The sequence below is a fragment of the Solimonas soli DSM 21787 genome (assembly GCF_000474945.1).
GTDB lineage: Bacteria > Pseudomonadota > Gammaproteobacteria > Nevskiales > Nevskiaceae > Solimonas > Solimonas soli.
Genome location: NZ_AXDW01000001.1, coordinates 451,049 through 472,756, shown reverse-complemented (window position 1 = coordinate 472,756; position 21,708 = coordinate 451,049). Strand labels below are relative to the sequence as shown.

General features: G+C 68.4%; 19 protein-coding genes and 1 riboswitch. Of the genes, 14 read left to right on the top strand and 5 right to left on the bottom strand.

Going from position 1 to position 21,708, the window contains the following annotated elements:
- Positions 1 to 162 precede the first annotated feature (162 nt).
- The 3 genes from K344_RS0102250 (at position 163) to clpA (ending at position 5,299) form a co-directional block, all read left to right on the top strand.
- Complete coding sequence (locus K344_RS0102250) at positions 163 to 2,394, top strand: CHASE2 domain-containing protein (protein ID WP_028079310.1); 2,232 nt, start codon at positions 163 to 165, stop codon at positions 2,392 to 2,394.
- Positions 2,395 to 2,589: 195 nt separating this feature from the next.
- Positions 2,590 to 2,913: an ATP-dependent Clp protease adapter ClpS gene (gene clpS, locus K344_RS0102245; protein WP_028079309.1), complete on the top strand. Its 324-nt coding sequence runs from the start codon at positions 2,590 to 2,592 to the stop codon at positions 2,911 to 2,913.
- A 106-nt stretch (positions 2,914 to 3,019) separates the two neighbouring features.
- Positions 3,020 to 5,299 carry an ATP-dependent Clp protease ATP-binding subunit ClpA gene (gene clpA / locus K344_RS0102240; RefSeq protein ID WP_028079308.1) on the top strand — a complete coding sequence of 760 codons (2,280 nt, stop codon included), beginning with the start codon at positions 3,020 to 3,022 and terminating at the stop codon, positions 5,297 to 5,299.
- A 136-nt stretch (positions 5,300 to 5,435) separates the two neighbouring features.
- Here clpA and infA read toward each other — a convergent pair whose 3' ends face one another.
- The 4 genes from infA to K344_RS0102220 all read right to left on the bottom strand — a co-directional run bounded on the left by infA (position 5,436) and on the right by K344_RS0102220 (position 7,640).
- Positions 5,436 to 5,654: a translation initiation factor IF-1 gene (gene infA, locus K344_RS0102235; protein ID WP_028007834.1), complete on the bottom strand. Its 219-nt coding sequence runs from the start codon at positions 5,652 to 5,654 to the stop codon at positions 5,436 to 5,438.
- A 72-nt stretch (positions 5,655 to 5,726) separates the two neighbouring features.
- Positions 5,727 to 6,440, bottom strand: a complete 714-nt coding sequence (locus K344_RS0102230; RefSeq protein ID WP_028079307.1) for an arginyltransferase — start codon at positions 6,438 to 6,440, stop codon at positions 5,727 to 5,729.
- Complete coding sequence (aat, locus tag K344_RS0102225; protein ID WP_028079306.1) at positions 6,437 to 7,183, bottom strand: leucyl/phenylalanyl-tRNA--protein transferase; 747 nt, start codon at positions 7,181 to 7,183, stop codon at positions 6,437 to 6,439. The genes K344_RS0102230 and aat overlap by 4 nt, the downstream gene beginning before the upstream one ends.
- Positions 7,184 to 7,304: 121 nt before the next feature.
- Positions 7,305 to 7,640 carry a hypothetical protein gene (locus K344_RS0102220; RefSeq protein ID WP_028079305.1) on the bottom strand — a complete coding sequence of 112 codons (336 nt, stop codon included), beginning with the start codon at positions 7,638 to 7,640 and terminating at the stop codon, positions 7,305 to 7,307.
- A 159-nt stretch (positions 7,641 to 7,799) separates the two neighbouring features.
- Between K344_RS0102220 and K344_RS0102215 the strand changes: the two genes are divergently transcribed.
- The 4 genes from K344_RS0102215 (at position 7,800) to crcB (ending at position 12,919) form a co-directional block, all read left to right on the top strand.
- The gene (locus K344_RS0102215; RefSeq protein ID WP_051361783.1) at positions 7,800 to 10,244 is read left to right on the top strand and encodes a DNA translocase FtsK; all 2,445 of its coding nucleotides are present in this window, start codon (positions 7,800 to 7,802) and stop codon (positions 10,242 to 10,244) included.
- 66 nt (positions 10,245 to 10,310) lie between these two features.
- Positions 10,311 to 10,949, top strand: a complete 639-nt coding sequence (gene lolA / locus K344_RS0102210) for an outer membrane lipoprotein periplasmic chaperone LolA (protein ID WP_028079303.1) — start codon at positions 10,311 to 10,313, stop codon at positions 10,947 to 10,949.
- Between the two features lie 92 nt (positions 10,950 to 11,041).
- Positions 11,042 to 12,367 (top strand): replication-associated recombination protein A, encoded by a 1,326-nt coding sequence (locus tag K344_RS0102205; RefSeq protein ID WP_028079302.1) that lies wholly within the window; start codon positions 11,042 to 11,044, stop codon positions 12,365 to 12,367.
- A gap of 25 nt (positions 12,368 to 12,392) precedes the next feature.
- Positions 12,393 to 12,456: riboswitch (Fluoride riboswitch) on the top strand.
- A 64-nt stretch (positions 12,457 to 12,520) separates the two neighbouring features.
- Positions 12,521 to 12,919 (top strand): fluoride efflux transporter CrcB, encoded by a 399-nt coding sequence (crcB, locus tag K344_RS0102200; protein WP_028079301.1) that lies wholly within the window; start codon positions 12,521 to 12,523, stop codon positions 12,917 to 12,919.
- Position 12,920: 1 nt separating this feature from the next.
- On the opposite strand, the gene K344_RS0102195 is transcribed toward crcB, so the two are convergent.
- Positions 12,921 to 13,406: a hypothetical protein gene (locus tag K344_RS0102195; protein WP_157622715.1), complete on the bottom strand. Its 486-nt coding sequence runs from the start codon at positions 13,404 to 13,406 to the stop codon at positions 12,921 to 12,923.
- 177 nt (positions 13,407 to 13,583) lie between these two features.
- Between K344_RS0102195 and serS the strand changes: the two genes are divergently transcribed.
- The 7 genes from serS to hflX all read left to right on the top strand — a co-directional run bounded on the left by serS (position 13,584) and on the right by hflX (position 21,696).
- Complete coding sequence (gene serS / locus K344_RS0102185) at positions 13,584 to 14,858, top strand: serine--tRNA ligase (RefSeq protein ID WP_028079299.1); 1,275 nt, start codon at positions 13,584 to 13,586, stop codon at positions 14,856 to 14,858.
- A gap of 86 nt (positions 14,859 to 14,944) precedes the next feature.
- Complete coding sequence (gene mutL / locus K344_RS0102180) at positions 14,945 to 16,768, top strand: DNA mismatch repair endonuclease MutL (protein WP_028079298.1); 1,824 nt, start codon at positions 14,945 to 14,947, stop codon at positions 16,766 to 16,768.
- A 117-nt stretch (positions 16,769 to 16,885) separates the two neighbouring features.
- Positions 16,886 to 17,953 carry a YjgN family protein gene (locus tag K344_RS0102170; protein ID WP_028079297.1) on the top strand — a complete coding sequence of 356 codons (1,068 nt, stop codon included), beginning with the start codon at positions 16,886 to 16,888 and terminating at the stop codon, positions 17,951 to 17,953.
- Between the two features lie 10 nt (positions 17,954 to 17,963).
- On the top strand, positions 17,964 to 18,989 hold the full coding sequence (locus tag K344_RS19720) for a M48 family metallopeptidase (RefSeq protein ID WP_051361782.1): 1,026 nt from the start codon (positions 17,964 to 17,966) through the stop codon (positions 18,987 to 18,989).
- Positions 18,990 to 19,025: 36 nt separating this feature from the next.
- A complete protein-coding gene (gene miaA, locus K344_RS19715) occupies positions 19,026 to 19,985 on the top strand; it encodes a tRNA (adenosine(37)-N6)-dimethylallyltransferase MiaA (protein WP_043113484.1) in 960 nt (319 codons plus the stop codon).
- Between the two features lie 71 nt (positions 19,986 to 20,056).
- Entirely contained in the window at positions 20,057 to 20,314 is a 258-nt protein-coding gene (gene hfq, locus K344_RS0102155; protein ID WP_028079296.1) for an RNA chaperone Hfq, read from the top strand.
- Between the two features lie 65 nt (positions 20,315 to 20,379).
- Positions 20,380 to 21,696, top strand: a complete 1,317-nt coding sequence (gene hflX, locus K344_RS0102150; RefSeq protein WP_028079295.1) for a ribosome rescue GTPase HflX — start codon at positions 20,380 to 20,382, stop codon at positions 21,694 to 21,696.
- Positions 21,697 to 21,708 lie beyond the last annotated feature (12 nt).

Here is a 21,708-nt window from a genome sequence, read left to right as displayed (position 1 = left end):
CGATGATAACTGCGGTGCATGAAAGTAAATAGCGGATTTTCGTAAGGGAATTTGTGCGGTCGCAAGGGTCGCCGCCTGCATCCCCGCGCCGGGTGATGATTTGCCGGCACCGGCGCCCTTCAGTAGCCTGCGCGCGGGGATCGGCAGGGAGATCGAGGGGCGATGGGCTCGTCACGCACGCGTATCCGCTTCGCGATCAGTGCCGTCGTTCTCGGGCTGTTCCTTCTGCACAGTGCGCGCATCCTGCCCTGGCGCCTGCTCGACGTCGTCGAGGCCTTCACCTACGACGCGCGTGTCAACCTGACCCTGCCGCGGCGCGCCGATCCGAAGATCGTCATCGTCGATCTCGACGAGCGCAGCCTGGCCGCGGAAGGGCAGTGGCCGTGGACGCGCGACCGGCTGGCGACGCTGGTCGACCATTTGTTCGATCGATATCACATCCGCGTCTTTGGCTTCGACATGGTGTTCGCGGAGGCCGACGACAAGGCCGGCCGCCTCTGGCAGCAGCTCGCCGACGGCACGCTCGCCGATCTTCCCGCCGTGGCGGAACGCCGCGCCGCGGTGGCCGCCAGCCTCGATTACGACGCCCGCCTCGCGCAGGCCTTGCGCGGCCGGCCGGTGGTGCTCGGCTTCTTCTTCAAGCCGCGGCTCGGCGAGCGCGAGGCGGCGCAGACCGGCCAGCTTTGCGCGCCGCTGATCGACGCCGGTGCGGCGCGTCTCTACGACGTCGCCTTCTACGAGCCGGCCGGCGCCGGCGGCAACGTGCCGGCGCTGCGGGCAGCCGCGGCGTCCTGCGGATTCTTCGACAACCCGGCCGTCGATTTCGACGGCGTCTACCGCCGCGTGCCGCTGCTGCAGCGCTACGGCGGCGCCATTTATCCGTCGCTGGCGCTCGAAGTCGCGCGGCTGGCGCTCGGACGGGCGCCGGCCAGCCTCGAGTTCGATCCGCCCGATGTGCGCAGCTCGCTGCACCTGGAGCGCCTGCGCCTCGGCGATCGCGCCGTGCCGGTCGATGCCCAGGCGGCGGCCTACGTGCCCTATCGCGGCGACAACCGCACCTTCCGCTACGTATCGGCCACCGACGTGATTCGCGGCGCGGTGGCCGATCCGGCGATGCTGCGCGACGCCGTCGTGCTGATGGGCGCGACCGCCGCCGGCTATCTCGATCTGCGCTCGACGCCGGTCAACAAGGTCTTCGCCGGCGTCGAGGTGCACGCCAGTCTGGTCGACGGCATCCTCAACGGCGGCATCCGCCAGAAGGCGCCGTACTACGACGGCATCGAGGCTGTCCTGCTGCTGCTGGTGGCGCTGGCGCTGGCCTGGGCGTTCTCGCATCTGACGGCGGCCTGGAGCGCCCTGGTCGGCTTCGGCCTGGTCGCGGCCCTGGTCGGGCTGGCGCTGGCATTCTGGAGCGGCGCCGCCTTCATCCTGCCGCTCGGCGTGCCGGTGGTTTTCGCGCTGGCCCTGTTCATGGCGCATCTGCTGTACGGCTATTTCATCGAGTCGCGGCGCGCGCGCAGCATCGCGCGCAGCTTCGGCGAGTACGTGCCGCCGGAAGTCGTCGCCGAGATGGCCGAACGCGGCGGCGCGCCGTCGATGGAAGGCGAGAGCCGCGAGATGACCGTGCTGTTTTCCGACGTGCGCGGCTTCACCGGCATTTCCGAGCGGCTCGAGGCGCGCGAGCTGGCGCAGCTGATGAACGCCTTCCTCAGCCGGCAGACGGCGGTGATCCATCGCTATCGCGGCACCATCGACAAGTACATGGGCGACGCCATCATGGCCTTCTGGGGCGCGCCGCTGGCGGACGAGCGGCACGCCTTTCACGCCCTGCAGGCCGGCCTCGACATGCTGCGCGCGGTGCGCGAACTCGACGCCGAGTTCGGGGCGCGCGGCTGGCCGGCGCTCGACATCGGCGTCGGACTCAACAGCGGCAAGATGAGCGTCGGCAACATGGGTTCGGAGTTCCGCCGTGCCTACACGGTGATGGGCGATGCCGTGAATCTCGGCTCGCGCGTCGAGGGCCTGACCAAGGCGTACGGCGTCGCCATCATCTGCACGCAGTCGACGCGCGACGCGGCGCCGGGCGACTGGGCTTTTCGCGAGCTGGATCTGGTCCGCGTCAAGGGCAAGCAGGAGCCGGTGGCGATCTACGAGCCCTTCGGACCCAAGGACGCGCTCGATGCCGATCTGCGCCAGGATCTGGCCCGCCATCGCGGCGCCCTCAAGCTCTATCGCGCGCAGCGCTGGAATGCCGCCGAGCAGGAATTCCTCACCCTGCTGAACGGCGGCCGGCCGCACGAGGTCTACCGGCTGTTCCTCGAGCGGATCGACTTCCTGCGCCGCCATCCGCCGGGTGCGGACTGGGACGGCGCCTTCACCTTCGAGCACAAATAGCGCGGTGAAGGCGGCGCGGCGACATCCGGGCCCTGCCAGCCGCCCGGCGCACGCTTGACTTGCCCCCGAGCATCCCCAGAAAGGATCGACGACGGTAAACTGACACCATGAAACTCCTGTCGACAGATCGTGTTCGCGAGCGTGGGCCGTATCGCCGCGCGGCGCGCGGGGCCGCTCAACGCCGCCCCTGGTGCCATGAGTAACGGCGTCAAGCGCGGCGATGCCGGGCAGGGCCTGGCGATCGAAGAGGCCAAGCCGAAGCTTGCCCCGCCGCCGCTGTACAAAGTCATCATGATCAACGACGACTACACGCCGATGGAGTTCGTGGTCCAGGTCTTGCAACAGTTTTTCCGGCATTCCCGCGAAAAGGCGGTACAGATCATGCTGGAGATTCATACGGCCGGCCGTGGCGTCGCCGGCGTGTTTCCCGCCGAGATTGCGGAAACGAAGACCGCGCAGGTCAACGCCTACGCGCGCAAGAACCAGCATCCGCTGTTGACGGTGATGGAAAAAGCCTGATGCGCGTGCTGCGTTTGCACGCCGGTCAGGGTAAGGTGGTGGTGAAGGGTTTGGCGGTCATGGAATCGGATCATCGTGGTATCGCGCTCGCGCGCGGAGGTCGCTGATGCTGAGCGAAGAACTGCAGAAGGCGCTGGATGCGGCTTTTGTTTCGGCCAGAATGGAAGGCCATGAGCTGCTGACTGTCGAGCACCTGCTGCTCGCCCTGCTGTCGGACACGCATGTCGCCGAGGCGCTCAACTCGAGCGGCGCGGATACCGACAAGCTGGAGGCGGCGCTGAAGGACTACATCCGCAACCACATCCAGTCGATCAAGGACGTGGAGAAGCACGAGGTCCAGCCGACCCTGTCCTTCCAGCGCGTCCTGCAGCGTGCGATCTACCACGTGCAGGCGGCCGGCAAGAAGCAGGTGTCGACGCTCAATGTGCTCGTCGCCATTTTCTCCGAGAAGGACACGCATGCCGTGTACCTGCTCGGCGAGCAGGGCGTGTCGCGCCTCGATATCGTCAACTTCATCTCGCACGGCATCGCCAAGAACGGCTCCTCGCAGCCGGAAAAGGCGCAGGAGTCCGAATCGAACGAGGAGGGCGGCGAGAAGGGCCAGACGCAGAGCGCGCTGGAGCAGTATGCCGTCAATCTCAACGAGCGCGCCGCCCAGGGCCGCATCGATCCGCTGATCGGCCGCGACCTCGAGATTGAGCGCGTCATGCAGACGCTGTGCCGCCGCCGCAAGAACAATCCGCTGCTGGTCGGCGAGGCCGGCGTCGGCAAGACGGCGATCGCCGAAGGCCTGGCCTGGCTGGTCGTCGAGGGCCGCGTTCCGGACCTGCTGAAGAACGCGGTCGTCTACAGCCTCGACCTCGGCGCGCTGATCGCCGGCACCAAGTACCGCGGTGACTTCGAGAAGCGCTTCAAGGCCGTCATCAACGAGCTGCAGAAGCGGCCGGGCTCGATCGTCTTCATCGACGAAATCCACATGATCATCGGCGCCGGCGCCGCCAGCGGCGGCGTCATGGACGCCTCGAACCTGCTCAAGCCGCTGCTGGCCTCGGGCGAGCTGCGCTGCATGGGTTCGACCACCTATCAGGAATACCGCGGCATCTTCGAGAAGGACCGCGCCCTGGCGCGTCGCTTCCAGAAGATCGACGTCGGCGAGCCGAGCGTCGACGACGCCGTGAAGATCCTCGAAGGCCTGCGCGCCCGTTTCGAGGAGCATCATCAGGTGCAATTCACGCGCGGCGCGCTGCGCACCGCCGTGGAGCTGTCGCACCGCCATATCACCGACCGCCATCTGCCGGACAAGGCGATCGACGTCATCGACGAGGCGGCGGCGCGCCTGCGCCTGCTGCCGGAATCCAAGCGCCGCAAGACCGTGCAGGTCCGCGACATCGAGGAAACCGTCGCGCGCATCGCGCGCATCCCGCCGAAGAGCGTGTCGAGCAACGACCGCGACAAGCTGGCGACCCTGGAGCGCGACCTCAAGCTGGTGATCTTCGGCCAGGATGCCGCGATCGAGCAGCTGACGGCCTGCATCAAGCTGTCGCGCTCCGGTCTCGGCAACCCGGACAAGCCGATCGGCAACTTCCTGCTCGCCGGCCCGACCGGCGTCGGCAAGACCGAAGTCACGCGCCAGCTCGCGCAACTGCTCGGCATCGAGCTGATCCGCTTCGACATGTCGGAATACATGGAGCGGCACACCGTGTCGCGCCTGATCGGTGCGCCGCCGGGCTACGTCGGCTTCGACCAGGGCGGCCTCTTGACCGAGGCGGTGATCAAGCATCCGCATGCCGTCGTGCTGCTCGACGAGATCGAGAAGGCGCATCCGGACGTCTTCAACCTGCTGCTGCAGGTCATGGACCACGGCACGCTGACCGACAACAACGGCCGCAAGGCGGATTTCCGCAACGTGATCCTGGTGATGACGACCAACGCCGGTGCCGAGGAATCGTCGCGGCGTTCGGTGGGCTTCTCCGAGCAGAATCACACGACGGACGCGATGGAGGTCATGCGCAGGATGTTCACGCCGGAGTTCCGCAACCGCCTCGACGCCATCGTCGCCTTCGCGCCGCTGGAGCGTCGCGAGATCCTGCGCGTGGTCGACAAATTCCTCCTGCAGCTCGAGGAGCAGCTGGCGGCGAAGAACGTGCAGCTCGACATCGACGAATCGGCGAAGCTGTGGATCGCCGATCGAGGCTACGACGTGAAGATGGGCGCGCGGCCGATGGCGCGCGTGATCCAGGAGAACGTCAAGCGACCGCTCGCCGAGGAGCTGCTGTTCGGCAAGCTCGTCAATGGTGGCCGTGTGCACGTGCTGCTGGGCGAGGGCGAGCAGCTCACCTTCGAGATCGAGGCCCGCGAGAAGCCGACGCAGCTGGAGCCGGTCTGAGCGTGTGCCTGAGACGAAAAAGCCCGCCGGAAGGCGGGCTTTTTGTTGGTGCGGTTCTCGTCTTGAGAGAGTCACCTCTCGCGACGCTAGGATCCCCGACGCTGCGCGTCGTGGGCCCTCCACGCTGCTCGGGTTCCTACTTGTCGCGAAACGTGATGCGTCCCTTGGTGAGGTCGTAGGGCGTCAGCTCGACCTTCACTTTGTCGCCCGTTAGGATGCGAATGTAGTTCTTGCGCATGCGACCCGAGATGTGCGCGACGACGACGTGGCCGTTTTCCAGCTTCACACGGAACGTCGTGTTCGGCAGCGTTTCCAGAATGACGCCCGCCATCTCGATGTGATCTTCCTTCGCCATACGCCCTTCGGTTCTTTTAGAAGGCGGGCATTATCGGGAAAGCGTCCCGCCACATCAACCCACGAGCTGCTTTCAGGCGCCCGCGGCGGCGGGCAGATCGAGCCAGCGTGTGCCGAGCAGGGCTTCGAGCGGACGGAAGCGACGCTTGTAATCCATCTTCGGGCTGTGCTCGACCCAGTAGCCGAGATAGACGTGCTCCAGTCCGGCGAGGCGCGCCTGCTGCACCTGTTGGAGCACGGCCAGCGTGCCGAGCCCGCGCCCGTGTTCGTTCGGGTCGAAGAAGGTGTAGACCGCCGACAGCGCCTGCGGCAGATGATCGACGACGGCGACGCTGAGCAGCTCGCCGTGCCAGCGGAAGCACCAGAAGCGCACGTCGAGCCAGGAGCATTCGAGGAAGGCGTGAAAGGCCTTGCGGTCCTGCGGGTCCATGCCGCCGCCGGCGTGTCGCGTCTGCAGGTAGCGGCGATAGAGCGCGTAGTGCTCGTCGGTCAGCCTGTGCTCGATGGTCAGTTGCAGATCGGCATTGTGGCGCTGGCAGCGCCGCTGGCTGCGGTCGGCGGTGAAGCGCTGCACGTCGATACGCACCGGCACGCAACGCGCGCACTCGCGGCAATGCGGCCGGTAGGTGTGATCGCCGCTGCGGCGGAAACCCAGTTCGAGCAGGCGCTGGTAGTGCGCGGGTCCGAGGCCGGCTTCGGGATCGACGAAGGCGCTGCGCGCGAGCAGGCCGGGCAGATAGCCGCAGGCGTGCTCGGTGCTGAGAAAGAGGCGTAGCGACTGGGTCATGGGACGGGGCCGTGCCTGGCATCCGCCGGAACGTCGGCGTCGAAGGACCAGCGCTGCGGCTTGAGCGGCGCCTGCACGGCGACGGCGAGCCGCGGCAGGAACTCCGCGCGCGGCACTTCCCGCGCGCCGAGGCTCAGCAGATGCGCGGAGCTGATCTGGCAATCGATCAGCTCGAAGCCCCAGCGCTGCAGCTGCTGGCACAGCCAGTACAGCGCCAGCTTCGAAGCGTCGGTGGCGCGCGAGAACATCGATTCGCCGAAGAACACGCGGCCGAGCGCGATGCCGTAGAGACCGCCGATCAATTCCTGCGCGCGCCAGACTTCCACGCTGTGCGCGTGGCCTTTGTGATGAAGCTCGTGGTAGGCGTAACGCATGTCGTCGCCGAGCCAGGTGCCGCGGCTCTTCTGCCGCTCACCGGCGCAGGCGCGCAGCACGGCGTCGAAGGCGCGGTCGAAGCTGACGGCGTAGTCGGCGCGGCGGATCGCCTTCTTCAGGCTGTGCGAGACGTGCATCGCCGACGGCTGCAGCACCGTGCGCGGATCGGGGCACCACCACAAGATCGGTTCGTCGGGGTTGTACCAGGGGAAGATGCCCTGACGGTAGGCGCTCAGCAGCCGCGTCGTCGACAGATCGCCGCCGATGGCCAGCAAGCCGTTCGGATCGCGCATCGCCAGATGCACGGGCGGGAACGGCTGGTGCGGATTGCGCGGGTCCAGCCAATGCAGGCGGATCGGGCTTTCCATTCTCTCGAGGCGGCCTCCGGCGATGCCTCGCTAGCATACGCAGACAGCGTGCCTGCGGAAACGGCACGACGATACGTCCGGCGACGAATCGACGCCGCCGGACGGCTGATGCGGGGAATCCTCAGTGGAAAGTCGGCGCCGCGGCCGGGACGTCGCGCAGCACCCATTGCACGACGGCGTCATGTTCGAAGTGCGTGATCGGCTCGGCGTCGGTCGGCGGGCCGGCCTCCGTCATGCGTCCCTGCTCGTCGAAATGGATGCGCGCGCCGGCGGTCTGGATCTTCAATTCGCCGCTGCCGGCGTTGTCCATGAGCGTCAGCTGCAGATAGCGCAGGTCGCGGCCGGCGAATTCCGGCAGACGATCGGCACCGGCAGCGATCAGCGCCGCCTGGTCGGCGGTGAATTCGCGAATCCCGCCTTCCGGCGTCAGGACGAAGTGGCGAATGTGCTGGCTCATGGTTCGGTTAGCGGCTGCGCTCACGAAATCTGGACACGCTTTCAATATGAAGGTTTCGCCGTGGCTTTCAAGTCTCGGCGGCGCGCAGGCCCGACCGCTATACTCGGCCGACCACTTCCCGGCCCGCCGGTCGCTCACGACGGGCGCATTTTTTCGAGCATGTTCAAAGCCAAACCGCACGCTACCGACGAAGCCGCCGGCCCCGGCTGGCTGGAGCGCCTGCCGCGCGAAGCGGCGATGCTCGGGTGTCTGGGCCTCTCGCTGTTCCTGCTCGTGACGCTGGCCAGCTTCAATCCCAACGATCCGGGCTGGTCCTCGTCCGGCAATGGCGAGCCGATCCACAATCTCGCCGGCCCGATCGGTGCGTGGATCGCCGATGTGCTGCTCTCGCTGTGCGGCTACGTGGCGTTCCTGCTGCCCTGGGCCGTGCTGCTGATCGGCATCCGCATCTTCGCCGAAGCGGCGCCCGGCGCGCGCATGCCGCGCGGCGTGCGGGTCGCGGCCTGGGCCGTGCTGCTGGTCAGTCTCGCGGCGCTGGCGGCGCAGCATATCGGCGCGTCGCCGAGCTGGGCGCCGCAGGGCAGCGGCGGCATCGCCGGCCAGGCGGTGGGGCGCGGTCTCACCGCCGTGCTCGGCGGATTCGGCTGCAGCCTGCTGCTGCTGACGCTGGCGATCGTCGCCGCGCCGCTGGCGCTGACGTTTTCCTGGCTCGACATCCTCGATCGCATCGGCGGCTGGGTGCTGACGCTGGCGGCGCGCAAGATCGAAAGGCCCCCGCCGCTCGCCGATGGCGCGCAAGGCGAGGACGGCGAAGTGCCGGTGATCGCCGCCGACGCCGAGCGCCCGGCCAGGCGCCGCAGGGAGAAGGACAAGGACAAGGAAGAACCGGCCGGACGCATCGAGCCGCTGTTCGGCCTGCCGGTGTTCGAGGAAGCCGCGGGCAAGGAGAAGCGCAAGCGCAAGGCGCCCTCGCTGGTCGGCAGCGAGGAAGAGCAGCTCGGCCTGCTGGCCGATGCGCCGGCCGCCGGCCTGCCGGTCGCCGCGCCGGCGCCGGTCAGGGCCGCGAAGAGCAAGGCGGAAGTCGTGCCGGTGCCGGCCTTCGATGGCGATCCGCTGCCGCCGCTGAGCATCCTCGATGCGCCGCGCCCGTCCGGCCGCCAGTACACGCCGGAGGAAATCGAGCGCCTGTCGCGCGACGTCGAGCGGCATCTCGAATCGTTCGGCGTCAAGGCGCAGGTCGTGGCGGCAACGCCGGGCCCGGTCATCACGCGCTTCGAGATCCAGCCGGCGCCGGGCGTGAAGGGCTCGCAGATCACCAATCTGTCGCGCGATCTGGCGCGCTCGCTGTCAGTCGCCAGCGTGCGCGTGATCGAAGTGATCGAAGGCAAGTCGACGATCGGCGTCGAGATTCCGAACCAGAAGCGCGAGATGGTCTCGCTGCGCGAGATCATCGACTCGGCGGCCTATCGCAATTCCGCATCGCCGCTGACCCTGGCGCTCGGCAAGGACATCGCCGGCCATCCGGTCGCGGGCGATCTGGCCAAGATGCCGCATCTGCTGGTCGCCGGCACCACCGGCTCGGGCAAGTCGGTGGCGATCAACGGCATGATCCTGTCGATGCTGTTCAAGGCCACGGCCGACGAAGTGCGTTTCATCCTCGTCGATCCGAAGATGCTGGAACTGTCGGTGTACGAAGGCATTCCGCATCTGCTGACGCCGGTCGTCACCGACATGAAGGATGCGGCCAACGCGCTGCGCTGGTGCGTTGCCGAGATGGAGCGCCGCTACCGCCTGATGTCGGCGCTCGGCGTGCGCAATCTCGCCGGCCTCAACCGCAAGGTCGAGGACGCGGTCGCCGCCGGCGAGCCGATCCGCGATCCGCTGAAGGTGCAGCCCGACGATCTGTTCGACGCCGCCAGCGCGCCGCCGCAGGCCGAGCCGCTGCAGAAGCTGCCGCACATCGTCGTCGTCATCGACGAGCTCGCCGACATGATGATGGTGGTCGGCAAGAAGGTCGAAGAGCTGATCGCGCGCATCGCGCAGAAGGCGCGCGCCGCCGGCATTCACCTGATCGTCGCCACGCAGCGGCCGAGCGTCGACGTCATCACCGGCCTGATCAAGGCCAATATCCCGTCGCGCCTCGCCTTCCAGGTCGCCTCGCGCATCGATTCGCGCACCATCCTCGACGAGCAGGGCGCCGAGAGTCTGCTCGGCCATGGCGACGGCCTGTTCCGGCCGATCGGCTCGAGCCGCCTCGAGCGCGTGCACGGCGCCTTCGTCGACGACCACGAGGTGCACAAGGTGGTCGCCTATCTCAAGCAGGTCGGCGAACCGCAGTACATCGAGGAAATCTGTGCCGATGAAGCGCCGGCCGGTCCGGCCGAGGGCGGTGGTGACGACGCCGAGGCCGATCCGCTCTACGACCAGGCCGTGGCCATGGTGCTGGAGACGCGCAAGGCTTCGGTGTCCTGGGTGCAGCGCCGCCTGAAGATCGGCTACAACCGCGCCGCGCGCATGGTCGAGCAGATGGAAGCGGCCGGCATCGTCGGCCCCAGCGGTCCCGGCGGCAATCGCGAGATCCTCGCGCCCGGCGGGCGCGAGTAGGCGGCCAAGTCAGATGCGATTCAGCGCGCCGTTCGATAGTGGCGCGTCTCTCTTTCCGGAACCCTCATGAACAAGCTTTGCGCCGCCCTGGCCCTGTGTCTTTCGCTGTTCGCGGTCGCCGCCGCCGCCGGCCCGGCCGACGACGCGCTGAAGCGTTTCGTCGACGGCGCGCAGACGCTGACGGCGCGCTTCGCGCAGACCCAGACGGATGAGCATGGCGAAGTGATCGCGCAGCGCAGCGGCCAGTTCGACCTCGCGCGTCCGGGCCGCTTCCGCTGGAACTACGACAAGCCCTACGAGCAGCTGATGGTCTGCGACGGCAAGAAGATCTGGAACTACGAGCCGGACCTGCAGCAGGTGACGGTGCGCGACGCCGACCAGGTGCTCAAGGGCACGCCGGCCGCGCTGCTCGCGCAGAAGAGCCTGCTCGGCGACGCCTTCGCCGTCGAATCCGGCGGCCAGAAGGACGGTGCCGACATCGTCAAGCTCAAGCCGAAGGGCGGCGAGACCAACAGCGACTTCCAGTCGATCGAGCTGTGGCTGAAGAACGGCGTGCCGCAGCGCATGAAGTTCTACGACGCGCTCGGCGGCAACACCGACATCGAGTTCAGCCAGATCAAGACCGGCGTCCGGCTGGACGCCGCGCTGTTCCGCTTCACGCCGCCCAAGGGTGCGGAAGTGATAGGCGATGACGAAAGGCGCTGAAGCAGTATTCGGAGGTGCCGTCCGTGGCGGGACCGCAGAATCCTGATCCGGCGCCGGCCCGGCCGTCCGTGGCCGGGCGTTCACCGGGGTCGATGTCCAGCGGACGTCGCGCCGAGCCGGCGCAGCCGCTGGCGGAGCGCATGCGGCCGCGGACGCTCGACGAAGTCGTCGGCCAGGATCATCTGCTCGGCGCCGGCGGTCCGCTGCGCGTGCTGCTCGAAGCGGGCAGCGTGCCGTCGATGGTGTTCTGGGGGCCGCCCGGCGTCGGCAAGACCACGCTGGCGCGGCTGCTGGCGCAATACAGCGACGCCGCGTTCCTGACGCTGTCGGCGGTGCTCGCCGGCGTCAAGGACATCCGCGAGGCGGTCGCGCACGCGCAGGCCCTGCGCTCGGGCCTGACGCCGCGGCGCACGATCCTGTTCATCGACGAAATCCACCGCTTCAACAAGAGCCAGCAGGACGCGCTGCTGCCGTACGTCGAGGACGGCACCCTCACCCTGATCGGCGCGACCACCGAGAATCCCTCGTTCGAACTGAACGCCGCGCTGCTGTCGCGGCTGCGCGTGTTCGTGCTGCGCTCGCTCGATGCGCCGGCGATCCGCGATCTGCTCGTGCGTGCGCTGGCCGACGGCGAGCGCGGCATGGGCCTGGGCGCGGATGCGCTGCCGCGCCACTGGCTCGATCGCATCGCCGAGGCCGCCGACGGCGACGCGCGACGCAGCCTCGTTTTGCTGGAGACGGCGGTCGAACTCGGCCGCGCCGAAGCGACGCGAGCGGACGGCCAGCCCGACGACAAGCTGCTCGACAAGCTGATCGGCCGCGGCCTGCGCCGCTTCGACAAGGGCGGCGAGAATTTCTACGACCAGATCTCGGCGCTGCACAAGTCGGTGCGCGGCAGCGACCCCGATGCGGCACTGTACTGGTTCGCGCGCATGCTCGACGGCGGTGTCGACGCGGCCTACCTCGCACGGCGCATCACGCGCATGGCGATCGAGGACGTCGGCCTCGCCGATCCGCGTGCGCAGCGCCTGTGCCTCGACGGCTGGGATACCTACGAGCGCCTCGGCAGTCCGGAAGGCGAGCTGGCGCTGGCGGTCGCCGTCGTCTATCTCGCCTGCGCGCCGAAAAGCAATGCCGTCTACGCCGGCTACAAGGCCGCGCGCGCCCTGGTCGAGCAGACCGGCACGCTGGAAGTGCCGATGCACATCCGCAACGCGCCGACCAAGCTGATGAAGGATCTCGGCTACGGCGAGGGCTATCGCTACGATCACGAGGAAGCGGGCGCGCTGGCGGCCGGGCAGACCTTCCTGCCCGACAAGCTGCTCGGCACCGAACTGTATGCGCCGGTGCCGCGTGGGCTCGAGATCAAGATCGGCGAGCGGCTCGCGCAACTGCGCGCGGCGCGCAAGGCGCGTTGACCGGCCGGCGGCGCGCCCGCTATCGTGCGCGCTCGGAGATGGCATTCCTCCGCGAACCGCCCGACCGGGCTGATGATGCCTACCCACTGCGCGACGCGCGGGTAGGCCGATGCCATCACCTCCCGTGCGTGCGATCAACGTTTCGGAGAGGAAATGGGTTTCTACGGAATTCTGGCCGTCGGCGTCGGCGCCGCGCTCGGCGCCTGGCTGCGCTGGTTGCTCGGCCTTGCGCTGAATCATCTCTTCACGCCGGTGCCGCCGGGTACGCTGGCGGCCAACCTGATCGGCGGCTACATCATCGGCGCGGCGCTCGGTGTTTTCACGCAGATTCCCGGCATCGCACCGGAATGGCGGCTGCTGATCATCACTGGCTTCTGCGGCGGCCTGACCACCTTCTCGACGTTCTCGGCCGAGATCGCGCTACAGCTGCAGCAGGGGCGCCTGGGCACGCTGGCGCTGGCGATCATTCTGCATGTGGCGGGCTCGCTCATGATGACGCTGCTCGGCATCTGGACGGCGCACTGGCTCCTGGCGCGGCCCGCTGGTGCCTGAATCAGCGGGCATTGCCCAGTTTGGCGTCCATCGTCGGATTCTCGAGCCATTTCGCGACGTCCTTGCCGATCGCCTTGCTGACGTGCCCGAGCACGCCGCAAGCGGTAAAGGAGAGGCCGCTCTGAAAAACCTGCCGCATGTCGACGAAGGAGCCGACGATCTGTCCGCCCTTCTTCAGTTCTCCGGTCACCGCGCCCCACTTGGGACCGCTGAAATTGCCGCCGCCCGCAGCATGCACTTCGGTGACCGTCAGCCACAACACCGGGCCTTGAACGGTCGAGAGATTCTCGGCGCTGGCGACTGCGCGCTTCGAATACTTGACGATGTAGTCGCTGATCTGTCTGTTCCAGTCGCACTCCTTGCGCAGGTCGACCGTACCGACGCCATCCGCGTATGGAACGACGCTCGGTATCGTGACCGTTTCCTGTGCCGGGGCCAAAGCCGGCATCAGGAGAAGAAGGGCGGAAAGAACGCGTAGCCGGACCATGCGATGACTTCCTTGTCGGTGCGAGAGTGGGTGTTGTCCATTGTGTGAAGGCGCGGGCAGGGCACGTCAAGAACCGGCGTGCGGCACCTGCGCCGGTCGCGGCGCGGAACGGCGGCCGAGGAGGGCGAAGATGTCGGCTAAAATGCCCGCCCCTGTCTGTTGCCCGAAAGCACCTCAATGCTCGACCCCAAGCGCCTGCGCGCCCAAGCTGATGTCGTCGCCGCCCAGTTGGCGCGGCGTGGTTTCGTGTTCGATCTCGAACGTTTCAACGAGCTCGAATCGCGGCGCAAGAAGCTGCAGACCGAGACCGAGCAGCTGCAGGCCGAGCGCAATGCCGGCAGCAAGCGCATCGGCCAGGCCAAGGCCAAGGGCGAGGATGCCTCGCCGATCCTCGCCGACATGGATCGCATCAAGGCCGCGCTGGCCGACAACGAGACGCAGCTCGCTGCCTTGCAGACGGAGTTCGACGATTTCCTCGCGCGCCTGCCGAACCTGCCGCACGAGTCGGTGCCGGACGGCAAGGACGAGAACGACAACGTCGAAGTGCGTCGCTGGGGTACGCCGCGTGCGGCGGCCGGCGCCAAGGACCACGCCGATCTCGGCGAGGCGCTCGGCCTGATGGATTTCGCCGCCGCGGCAAAGGTCACCGGCGCGCGCTTCACCGTGCTGCGCGGCGCGCTCGCGCGCCTGCATCGCGCGCTCGCGCAGTTCATGCTCGACGTGCACACGCGCGAGCACGGCTACGAGGAACTGTACGTGCCGTACATCGTCAACGACACGACGCTGCGCGGCACCGGCCAGCTGCCGAAGTTCGGCGACGATCTGTTCGCGCTGAAAGGCGAGCAGCCCTGGCGCCTGATCCCGACCGCCGAGGTGCCGGTGACCAATCTCGTGCGCGACGAAATCCTCGAGGCCGAGACGCTACCGAGGAAGTGGGTCGCGCACACACCGTGCTTCCGCTCGGAAGCGGGTTCCGCCGGCCGCGACACGCGCGGCATGATTCGCCAGCATCAGTTCGACAAGGTCGAGCTCGTGCACATCGTCGATCCGGCGACGTCGTACCAGGCGCTCGAAGAGCTGACCGGCCACGCCGAGGCGATTCTCAAGAAGCTCGAACTGCCGTATCGCGTGCTGGCGCTGTGCACCGGCGACATGGGTTTCGGCGCGGCCAAGACCTACGACCTCGAAGTCTGGCTGCCGGGCCAGGACCGCTATCGCGAGATTTCCTCGTGCTCGAACTGCGAGGACTTCCAGGCGCGGCGCATGCTCGCCCGTTACCGTCATCCGGAGACGAAGAAGCCGGAGCTCGTGCACACCCTGAACGGCTCGGGCCTCGCCGTCGGCCGCACGCTGGTCGCGGTCGTCGAGAACTACCAGCAGGCCGACGGCTCGATCGCGATTCCGGACGCGCTGAAGCCGTATCTTCCGGGCCTGGAAAGGATCGCGCGCTAAAAAACGTTCAGCCGCGGATTTCACGGATTTACGCAGGCAGATTTTCCGTCCTTTGATCGGTGGAATCTGTGTAATCTGGGGTTGATATGCCTTTGATCCGCGTCCTTCCCGACACGCTCGTCAATCAGATCGCCGCCGGCGAAGTCGTCGAGCGCCCGGCCGCCGTCATCAAGGAACTGGTGGAGAACAGTCTCGATGCCGGCGCGCGGGCGATCGAGGTCGAGGTCGAGCAGGGTGGCATGGTGCTGATGCGCATCCGCGATGATGGCCGGGGCATCGCCCGCGATGAAATGGCGCTGGCGCTGACGCGGCACGCGACGAGCAAGATCGCCAGTTTCGACGACCTCGAGCGCGTCGCCACGCTCGGCTTTCGCGGCGAGGCGCTGCCGAGCATCCTGTCCGTGTCGCGTCTCAAGCTGGTTTCGCGCAACGCCGATGCCGAGCACGCCTGGGAACTCGGCGGCGCCGGACACATCGAGGGTGCGGAACCGCGGCCGTCGGCGCATCCCTTCGGCACGACGATCGAAGTTCGCGATCTGTTCTTCAACACGCCGGCGCGGCGCAAGTTCCTCAAGTCCGAGGCGACCGAATTCCGCCAGCTGCAGCAGGCCCTGTCGCGCATCGCGCTGTCGCGCTTCGACGTCGGCTTCGCGCTGCGCCACAACAACCGTCGCGTCTTCGACCTGGCGCCCGCGGCCGGCGACGGGGGCAGGCTCGCGCGCATTCGCGCGATCTGCGGCGACGAGTTCGTGGCGCAATCGGAAGCGATCGACGAGACCCGGCTCGGCATGCGCCTGCACGGCTGGATCGGCCTGCCGAGCGTCGCGCGGCCCAATGCCGATCTTCAGTACATCTACGTCAACGGCCGCCTGGTGCGCGATCGCCTGCTCGGCTTCGCGCTGAAGCGTGCCTTCGCCGACGTCATGCATTCGACGCATCATCCCGCCTACATCGTCTATCTGGAGCTCGATCCCGCAGGGGTCGACGTCAACGTGCATCCGCAGAAGACCGAAGTGCGCTTCCGCGATGCCAACCGCGTGCATGATCTGCTGTTCGGTGCCGTGCATCAGCTGCTGCGGCGCCTGCGTCCCGAGCCGGAGCGCCATCATCAGGTGGCGTTCTCGCCGCCGGACGAAACGCCCTCAGGGCCGACGGTGCTGCCGGGCTACGTCGCCCGCGGCAGTGCGCCGGCCGCGATGCCGCAATGGCGGCCGGCGGCGCGGCTCGATCTGCGCGAAGCGGCGCCGCCCCGTTACGGTGATGCGCCGCCGGCGGCCGCTGCCATGGCGGAGACGCGAGCGGCGGCCGATGGCGACGCGCGTCCGCTCGGCACGCCGCTCGCCCAGGTGCACGGCATCTACATCCTCGCGCAGAACGATCAGGGGCTGGTGCTGGTCGATGCGCATGCCGCTCACGAGCGGGTGCTGTACGAACGCCTGAAGCAGCAGCTCGCCGACGGCGGCGTGCCGGCGCAGGCGCTGCTGGTGCCGGAAGTCGTGAGCCTGGCCGAGGACGAGGCGGACGCGCTCGAAGCGCAGCGCGACACCCTGCACGCCTACGGATTCGAGCTCGATCGCAGCGGTCCGGCCAGCGTCCTGGTGCGCGCCGTGCCGCCGCTGCTGGCGCGCAGCGACATCGGTGCGCTGCTGCGCGAGCTGGTTGGCGACGAGACGCGGCGCGAGACCGCCGCGCATTTCGGCGAGGCGCTCGATGCCCAGCATCGCGTGCTTGCCGATGTCGCCTGCAAGGCGGCGATCAAGGCGCAGCGCCGCCTGACGCTGGCCGAGATGGACGCGCTGCTGCGCGACATGGAGCGCACCGAACTCGCCGGCCAGTGCAATCACGGGCGGCCGACCTGGATGCAGATCACAGTTGCCGAGCTGGATCGCCTGTTTCTGCGCGGCCGCTGAGCCGGCGTTTGCTATGCTCGAAACGCCGGTCGTCCGACCGGCCGGGGTCGCGACGATCGATGCCGATGCATCGCGGGAAGCGTCGCGGCGCAAGGCCTGAGGCGCGGGGAGGGAGCGATGGATCACGTCGAGGCGGCGCCTGGCCGCAGCATCGAGCCGTTTCGTTTCAACGGCTCCGGTTCGGAGTATTTCGGCATCTGGATCGTCAACGTGCTGCTGACGATCATCACCCTCGGCATTTATTCGCCGTGGGCGAAAGTGCGGCGGATGCAGTACTTCTACCGCAACACCGAACTGGCGGGCTCGAGCTTCGACTATCACGGCCGGCCGCTGGCGATCCTCAAGGGGCGTCTGCTCGCGCTCGGGCTGTTGCTGATCTACCACTTCGCGACGACCCATATCTCGATCTGGACGCTGCTGGCACTGGCGATCCTGGCGCTGGCGCTGCCCTGGCTGCTGCGCAACGCGCTGCGCTTTCGCGCGCACTACAGCAGCTATCGCGGCCTGCGCTTCAGCTTCCGCGGCTCGCTCGGCCAGGCCTACGCGGTGTTCCTCGGCTATCCGATCCTGATGTTCATCACCGCCTATCTCGCCGGGCCCTTGTTCCACCAGCGCCTCAAGCGCTACCAGCACGGCAACAGCTATTACGGCGGCACGGCGTTCGCCTTCGACGCCGGCGTCGGCCGCTTCTACCGCACCTACGTCCTGTACATGCTCGCCGGCGCCGCCCTGCTGGCGCTCGCCTTCGTGCCGATGTTCCACATGCTGGGCGCGGTCAAGGCGGTGCAGGCGGCCGGCGGCAAGCCCGATCCGGCGATGATGATGTCGGCGATGGGCGTGTTCTGGCTGGCGATCATGTTCGGCGTGCTGATACTCGGCCCGCTGCTGCAGGCGGCGGTGCAGAACCTGATCTGGAATCACACGGCGCTCGGCCCGCACCGCTTCGTCAGCCGCCTGTCCGGCTGGCGCCTGATGGGCATCGGCGTCAGCAACTTCCTGCTCGTCGCCCTGACGCTCGGCCTGTTCATGCCCTGGGCGGCGGTGCGCCTCGCGCGCTATCGCGCCAGCTGCACGAGCCTCGCGGTCGACGGCTCGCTCGACGCGATCGTCGGCGATGCCGAGCGGGGCGTCGCCGCGCTCGGCGAGGAGACCGCCGAGCTGTTCGACATCGACATCGGCCTCTGAGGCGGCGCTCGTGGTCGACGCCGTCTACTTCGATGGACGCAGCGCGCAGCGCCACGCCGTGCGGCTCGAGCTGGACGGCGCCGACCTGCTGGTAAGCGGCGATGGCGTCGACCGGCGCGACGCGCTCGGCTCGCTGCGCATTTCGGCGCGGCTCGGCAGCACGCCGCGCGCGCTGGACTTCGCCGACGGCGCGCGCTGCGAGGTGCGCGAGCACGAGGCCTTCGACACGCTGCTGCGCGAGGCGGCGCGGCGCGGCGGCTGGCTGCACCGCGCCGAATCGAGCTGGCGGATGATCGCCCTGTCCGTCGTCGTGGTCGCCGCCTGCGGCGTGGCGCTGTTCGTCTGGGGCATTCCGGCCGGCGCCCAGCTGGTCGCGCGGGCGATGCCGGACACACTGTCGCGTGCGCTGTCGGACCAGACGATGAAACTGTTCGACCGGCATCTGCTCAAGCCGACGCGGCTCGATGCGAACCGCACCGCCGAGCTGACCGGCAGGCTCGAAGACCTGCGCGCGCCCGACGGCGCACAGGCCGCCTATCGCATCGAATTCCGCAGCGCGCCGACGCTGGGTCCCAATGCCTTCGCGCTGCCGGACGGCACCATCGTGCTGCTCGACGAGCTGGTCACGCTCGCCGACAACGATGAACAGATCGCCGCCGTCGTCGGCCATGAACTCGGCCACGTCTATTACCGGCACGGCCTGCGCCTGATCGCGCAGAACTCGGCGGTCGGCGTGCTTGCCGCCTGGTGGCTCGGCGACGTCAGCGCGCTCCTCGCCGCGGCGCCGACGCTGCTGATCCAGGCCCGCTATTCGCGCGAATTCGAGAGCGAGGCGGACCGCTACGCGGCCGAGCTGATGCGCCGCAACGGCATCGCACCCTCGCGCCTCGCCGAACTGCTGCGCAAGCTGGCGGCCCTGCACCCAGAGGCGGACGACGACGGCGCCGCTGGCCTGCTGGCCTCGCATCCCGCGCTGCTCGAGCGCGCACGGGCGCTGGACGGCGAGCGCGCCGACGAAGCGGCGGCCGCGCACTGAAGAAGCGACGCGGCGGGCGCCTCTACACTAGGCGCCATGACGCCGACGTCCTTCGATCCTCCGCCGCCCATCCTGCTGATGGGCCCGACCGCCTCCGGCAAGACGGCGCTGGCGCTGGCGCTGGCCGAACGCCTGCCGGTCGAGATCGTGTCGGTCGATTCGGCGCTGGTCTATCGCGGCATGGACATCGGTTCGGCGAAGCCGGACGCGGCGATGCGCGCGCGCGTGCCGCACCATCTCATCGACATCCTCGATCCGGCCGAGCCGTATTCGGCGGCGCGCTTCGCCGGGGACGCACGCCGGTTGATCGCCGAGATCCGCGCTCGCGGCCGCGTGCCGCTGCTGGTCGGCGGCACGATGCTTTACTTCCGCGCCCTGACCCAGGGCTTCAGCGCGCTGCCGTCCGCCGATCCCGAGGTGCGCCGCCGGCTCGAAGCCGAGGCCGCCCGCGAGGGCTGGCCGGCGCTGCACGCGCGCCTGGCAACGCTCGATCCGGCGACCGCGGCGCGCCTGCACCCGAACGACCAGCAGCGCGTGCAGCGCGCGCTGGAAATCATCGAGGTCAGCGGCGTGACGCCGAGCGCATTCTACGCCGAGCCGAAAAGGCCGGACGACGGCGAGCGCTGGCTGAAGCTGGCGCTCAACCCGCCGCAGCGCAGCGAGCTGCACGCGCGCATCGAGCAGCGCTTCCACGCCATGATGGCGGACGGCTTCCTCGGGGAAGTGCGTCGCCTGCATGCGCGCGGCGACCTGCATCCGGAACTGCCGTCGATCCGGGCGGTCGGATACCGGCAGCTGTGGGCGCATCTGGACGGCGAGTGCGCTCTCGACGAGGCGGTGCGCCGCGGCATCGCCGCGACGCGGCAGTTCGCCAAGCGTCAGCTGACCTGGCTGCGCTCCGAGCGCGAGCTGGTATGGCTTGATCCGGCGCGGTCCGACCTCATAGAGGCTGCGTTAGCGCATTTCGCCGCCGCAAACAAGAGCGTAACGGCGTAAGCGGTGCTAGACTGGCCCGCGATAACCACGCCCGGGCCACGTAAGTCCGGGTACACAATAGGGATAATCCGATGTCGAAAGGTCATACGCTACAAGAACCGTTTCTGAACGCCCTGCGCAAAGAACGCATCCCCGTCTCCATCTATCTCGTCAATGGCATCAAGCTGCAGGGCCAGATCGAATCCTTCGACTCCTTCGTCGTGCTGCTGCGCAACAGCGTCAGCCAGATGGTCTACAAGCACGCGATCTCGACCGTCGTGCCGGCGCGCGCCGTGCGCATTTACGACGCCGAAAATGAAGGCGATGCCACGGAGACGCCGTCCGCTTGATCGCACTCGCCGCTGTGACCGTCGCCGCCCCCGCGGCGACGGGCCGTTGAAACACCCGGTCCGGCATGTTTGAACGTCCGAAGGCGGGCCAGCGCGCCTTGCTGGTCCATCTGCAGTTTCCCGGTGCCGATTTCGAATCGGATCGTCAGGAATTCATCGAACTCGCCCGCTCGGCCGGCGCCGAGATCGTCGACGTCATCGGCGGCTCGCGGCGCGAACCCGATCCGGGCCTGTTCGTCGGTTCCGGCAAGGCGCAGGAGATCGCCGACACGGTCGCCGCGACCGGCGCCGAGCTGGTCATCTTCAATCACGCGCTGTCGCCGAGCCAGGAACGCAATCTCGAGAAGATCGCCAAGGCGCGCGTGCTCGACCGCGCCGGCCTGATCCTCGACATCTTCGCCACGCGGGCGCGCTCGCACGAAGGCAAGTTGCAGGTCGAACTGGCGCAGCTGCAGCACATCGCCACGCGCCTGATCCGCGGCTGGACGCACCTCGAACGCCAGCGCGGCGGCGGCATCGGCCTGCGTGGTCCGGGCGAAACACAGCTCGAAATGGACCGCCGCCTGATCCGCGACCGCATCGGCACGCTCAAGCGCCATCTCGAAGTGGTGCGCGGCCGCCGCGCGCAGAGCCGCAAGGCGCGCGAGCGCAACAGCGTGCCGACGGTGTCGCTGGTCGGCTACACCAATGCCGGCAAGTCGACCCTGTTCAACGCGCTGACCGGCGATGCGACGTTTGCGTCGAACCAGCTGTTCGCGACGCTCGACACCACGGTGCGCCGCCTGGCGCTGAAGAGCGGCGAGACCGTGCTGCTCGCCGACACCGTCGGCTTCATCCGCGATCTGCCGCACGATCTGATCGCCGCCTTCCGCGCCACGCTGGAAGAGGCGCGTGATGCCTCGCTGCTGCTGCACGTGGTCGACGCCGCCGACCCCGAGCGCATGAGCCGCATCGGCCAGGTCGAGGATGTGCTGCGCGAGATCGGCGCGCTCGAGGTGCCGCGCCTGCAGGTCTTCAACAAGATCGATCTGCGCGACAGCGAGGCGCCGCGCATCGAGCGCGACGAGCACGGCGCGCCGGCGCGCGTCTACGTCTCGGCGCGCACCGGCGTCGGCCTCGACCTGCTGCGCGAGGCGATCCTCGAACGCCTGCAGCCCGGCTTGCCGGAGAGCGAACTGGTCCTGCCGCCGTCGGCGGCGCGCCTGCGCGCACAGCTGTTCACGCAGCATGCGGTGCGCGCCGAGGCGATCGACGAGGGCGGCAACTTCCATCTGCGCGTGGCGATGCCATACCAGCGCCTGCGCGGGCTGTGCGCCGCGGCCGGCGTGCCGCCGCCGCCGGCACCGGCACATCTCATTGAGGAATGGGAGCTATCTCCCTAGAATTTGCGCCTC

Coding starts and splice junctions, on each gene's coding strand:
- K344_RS0102250 (WP_028079310.1), top strand. CDS start 163: ATGGGCTCGTCACGCACGCGTATCCGCTTCGCGATCAGTGCCGTCGTT.
- clpS (WP_028079309.1), top strand. CDS start 2,590: ATGAGTAACGGCGTCAAGCGCGGCGATGCCGGGCAGGGCCTGGCGATC.
- clpA (WP_028079308.1), top strand. CDS start 3,020: ATGCTGAGCGAAGAACTGCAGAAGGCGCTGGATGCGGCTTTTGTTTCG.
- infA (WP_028007834.1), bottom strand. CDS start 5,654: ATGGCGAAGGAAGATCACATCGAGATGGCGGGCGTCATTCTGGAAACG.
- K344_RS0102230 (WP_028079307.1), bottom strand. CDS start 6,440: ATGACCCAGTCGCTACGCCTCTTTCTCAGCACCGAGCACGCCTGCGGC.
- aat (WP_028079306.1), bottom strand. CDS start 7,183: ATGGAAAGCCCGATCCGCCTGCATTGGCTGGACCCGCGCAATCCGCAC.
- K344_RS0102220 (WP_028079305.1), bottom strand. CDS start 7,640: ATGAGCCAGCACATTCGCCACTTCGTCCTGACGCCGGAAGGCGGGATT.
- K344_RS0102215 (WP_051361783.1), top strand. CDS start 7,800: ATGTTCAAAGCCAAACCGCACGCTACCGACGAAGCCGCCGGCCCCGGC.
- lolA (WP_028079303.1), top strand. CDS start 10,311: ATGAACAAGCTTTGCGCCGCCCTGGCCCTGTGTCTTTCGCTGTTCGCG.
- K344_RS0102205 (WP_028079302.1), top strand. CDS start 11,042: ATGTCCAGCGGACGTCGCGCCGAGCCGGCGCAGCCGCTGGCGGAGCGC.
- crcB (WP_028079301.1), top strand. CDS start 12,521: ATGGGTTTCTACGGAATTCTGGCCGTCGGCGTCGGCGCCGCGCTCGGC.
- K344_RS0102195 (WP_157622715.1), bottom strand. CDS start 13,406: ATGGTCCGGCTACGCGTTCTTTCCGCCCTTCTTCTCCTGATGCCGGCT.
- serS (WP_028079299.1), top strand. CDS start 13,584: ATGCTCGACCCCAAGCGCCTGCGCGCCCAAGCTGATGTCGTCGCCGCC.
- mutL (WP_028079298.1), top strand. CDS start 14,945: ATGCCTTTGATCCGCGTCCTTCCCGACACGCTCGTCAATCAGATCGCC.
- K344_RS0102170 (WP_028079297.1), top strand. CDS start 16,886: ATGGATCACGTCGAGGCGGCGCCTGGCCGCAGCATCGAGCCGTTTCGT.
- miaA (WP_043113484.1), top strand. CDS start 19,026: ATGACGCCGACGTCCTTCGATCCTCCGCCGCCCATCCTGCTGATGGGC.
- hfq (WP_028079296.1), top strand. CDS start 20,057: ATGTCGAAAGGTCATACGCTACAAGAACCGTTTCTGAACGCCCTGCGC.
- hflX (WP_028079295.1), top strand. CDS start 20,380: ATGTTTGAACGTCCGAAGGCGGGCCAGCGCGCCTTGCTGGTCCATCTG.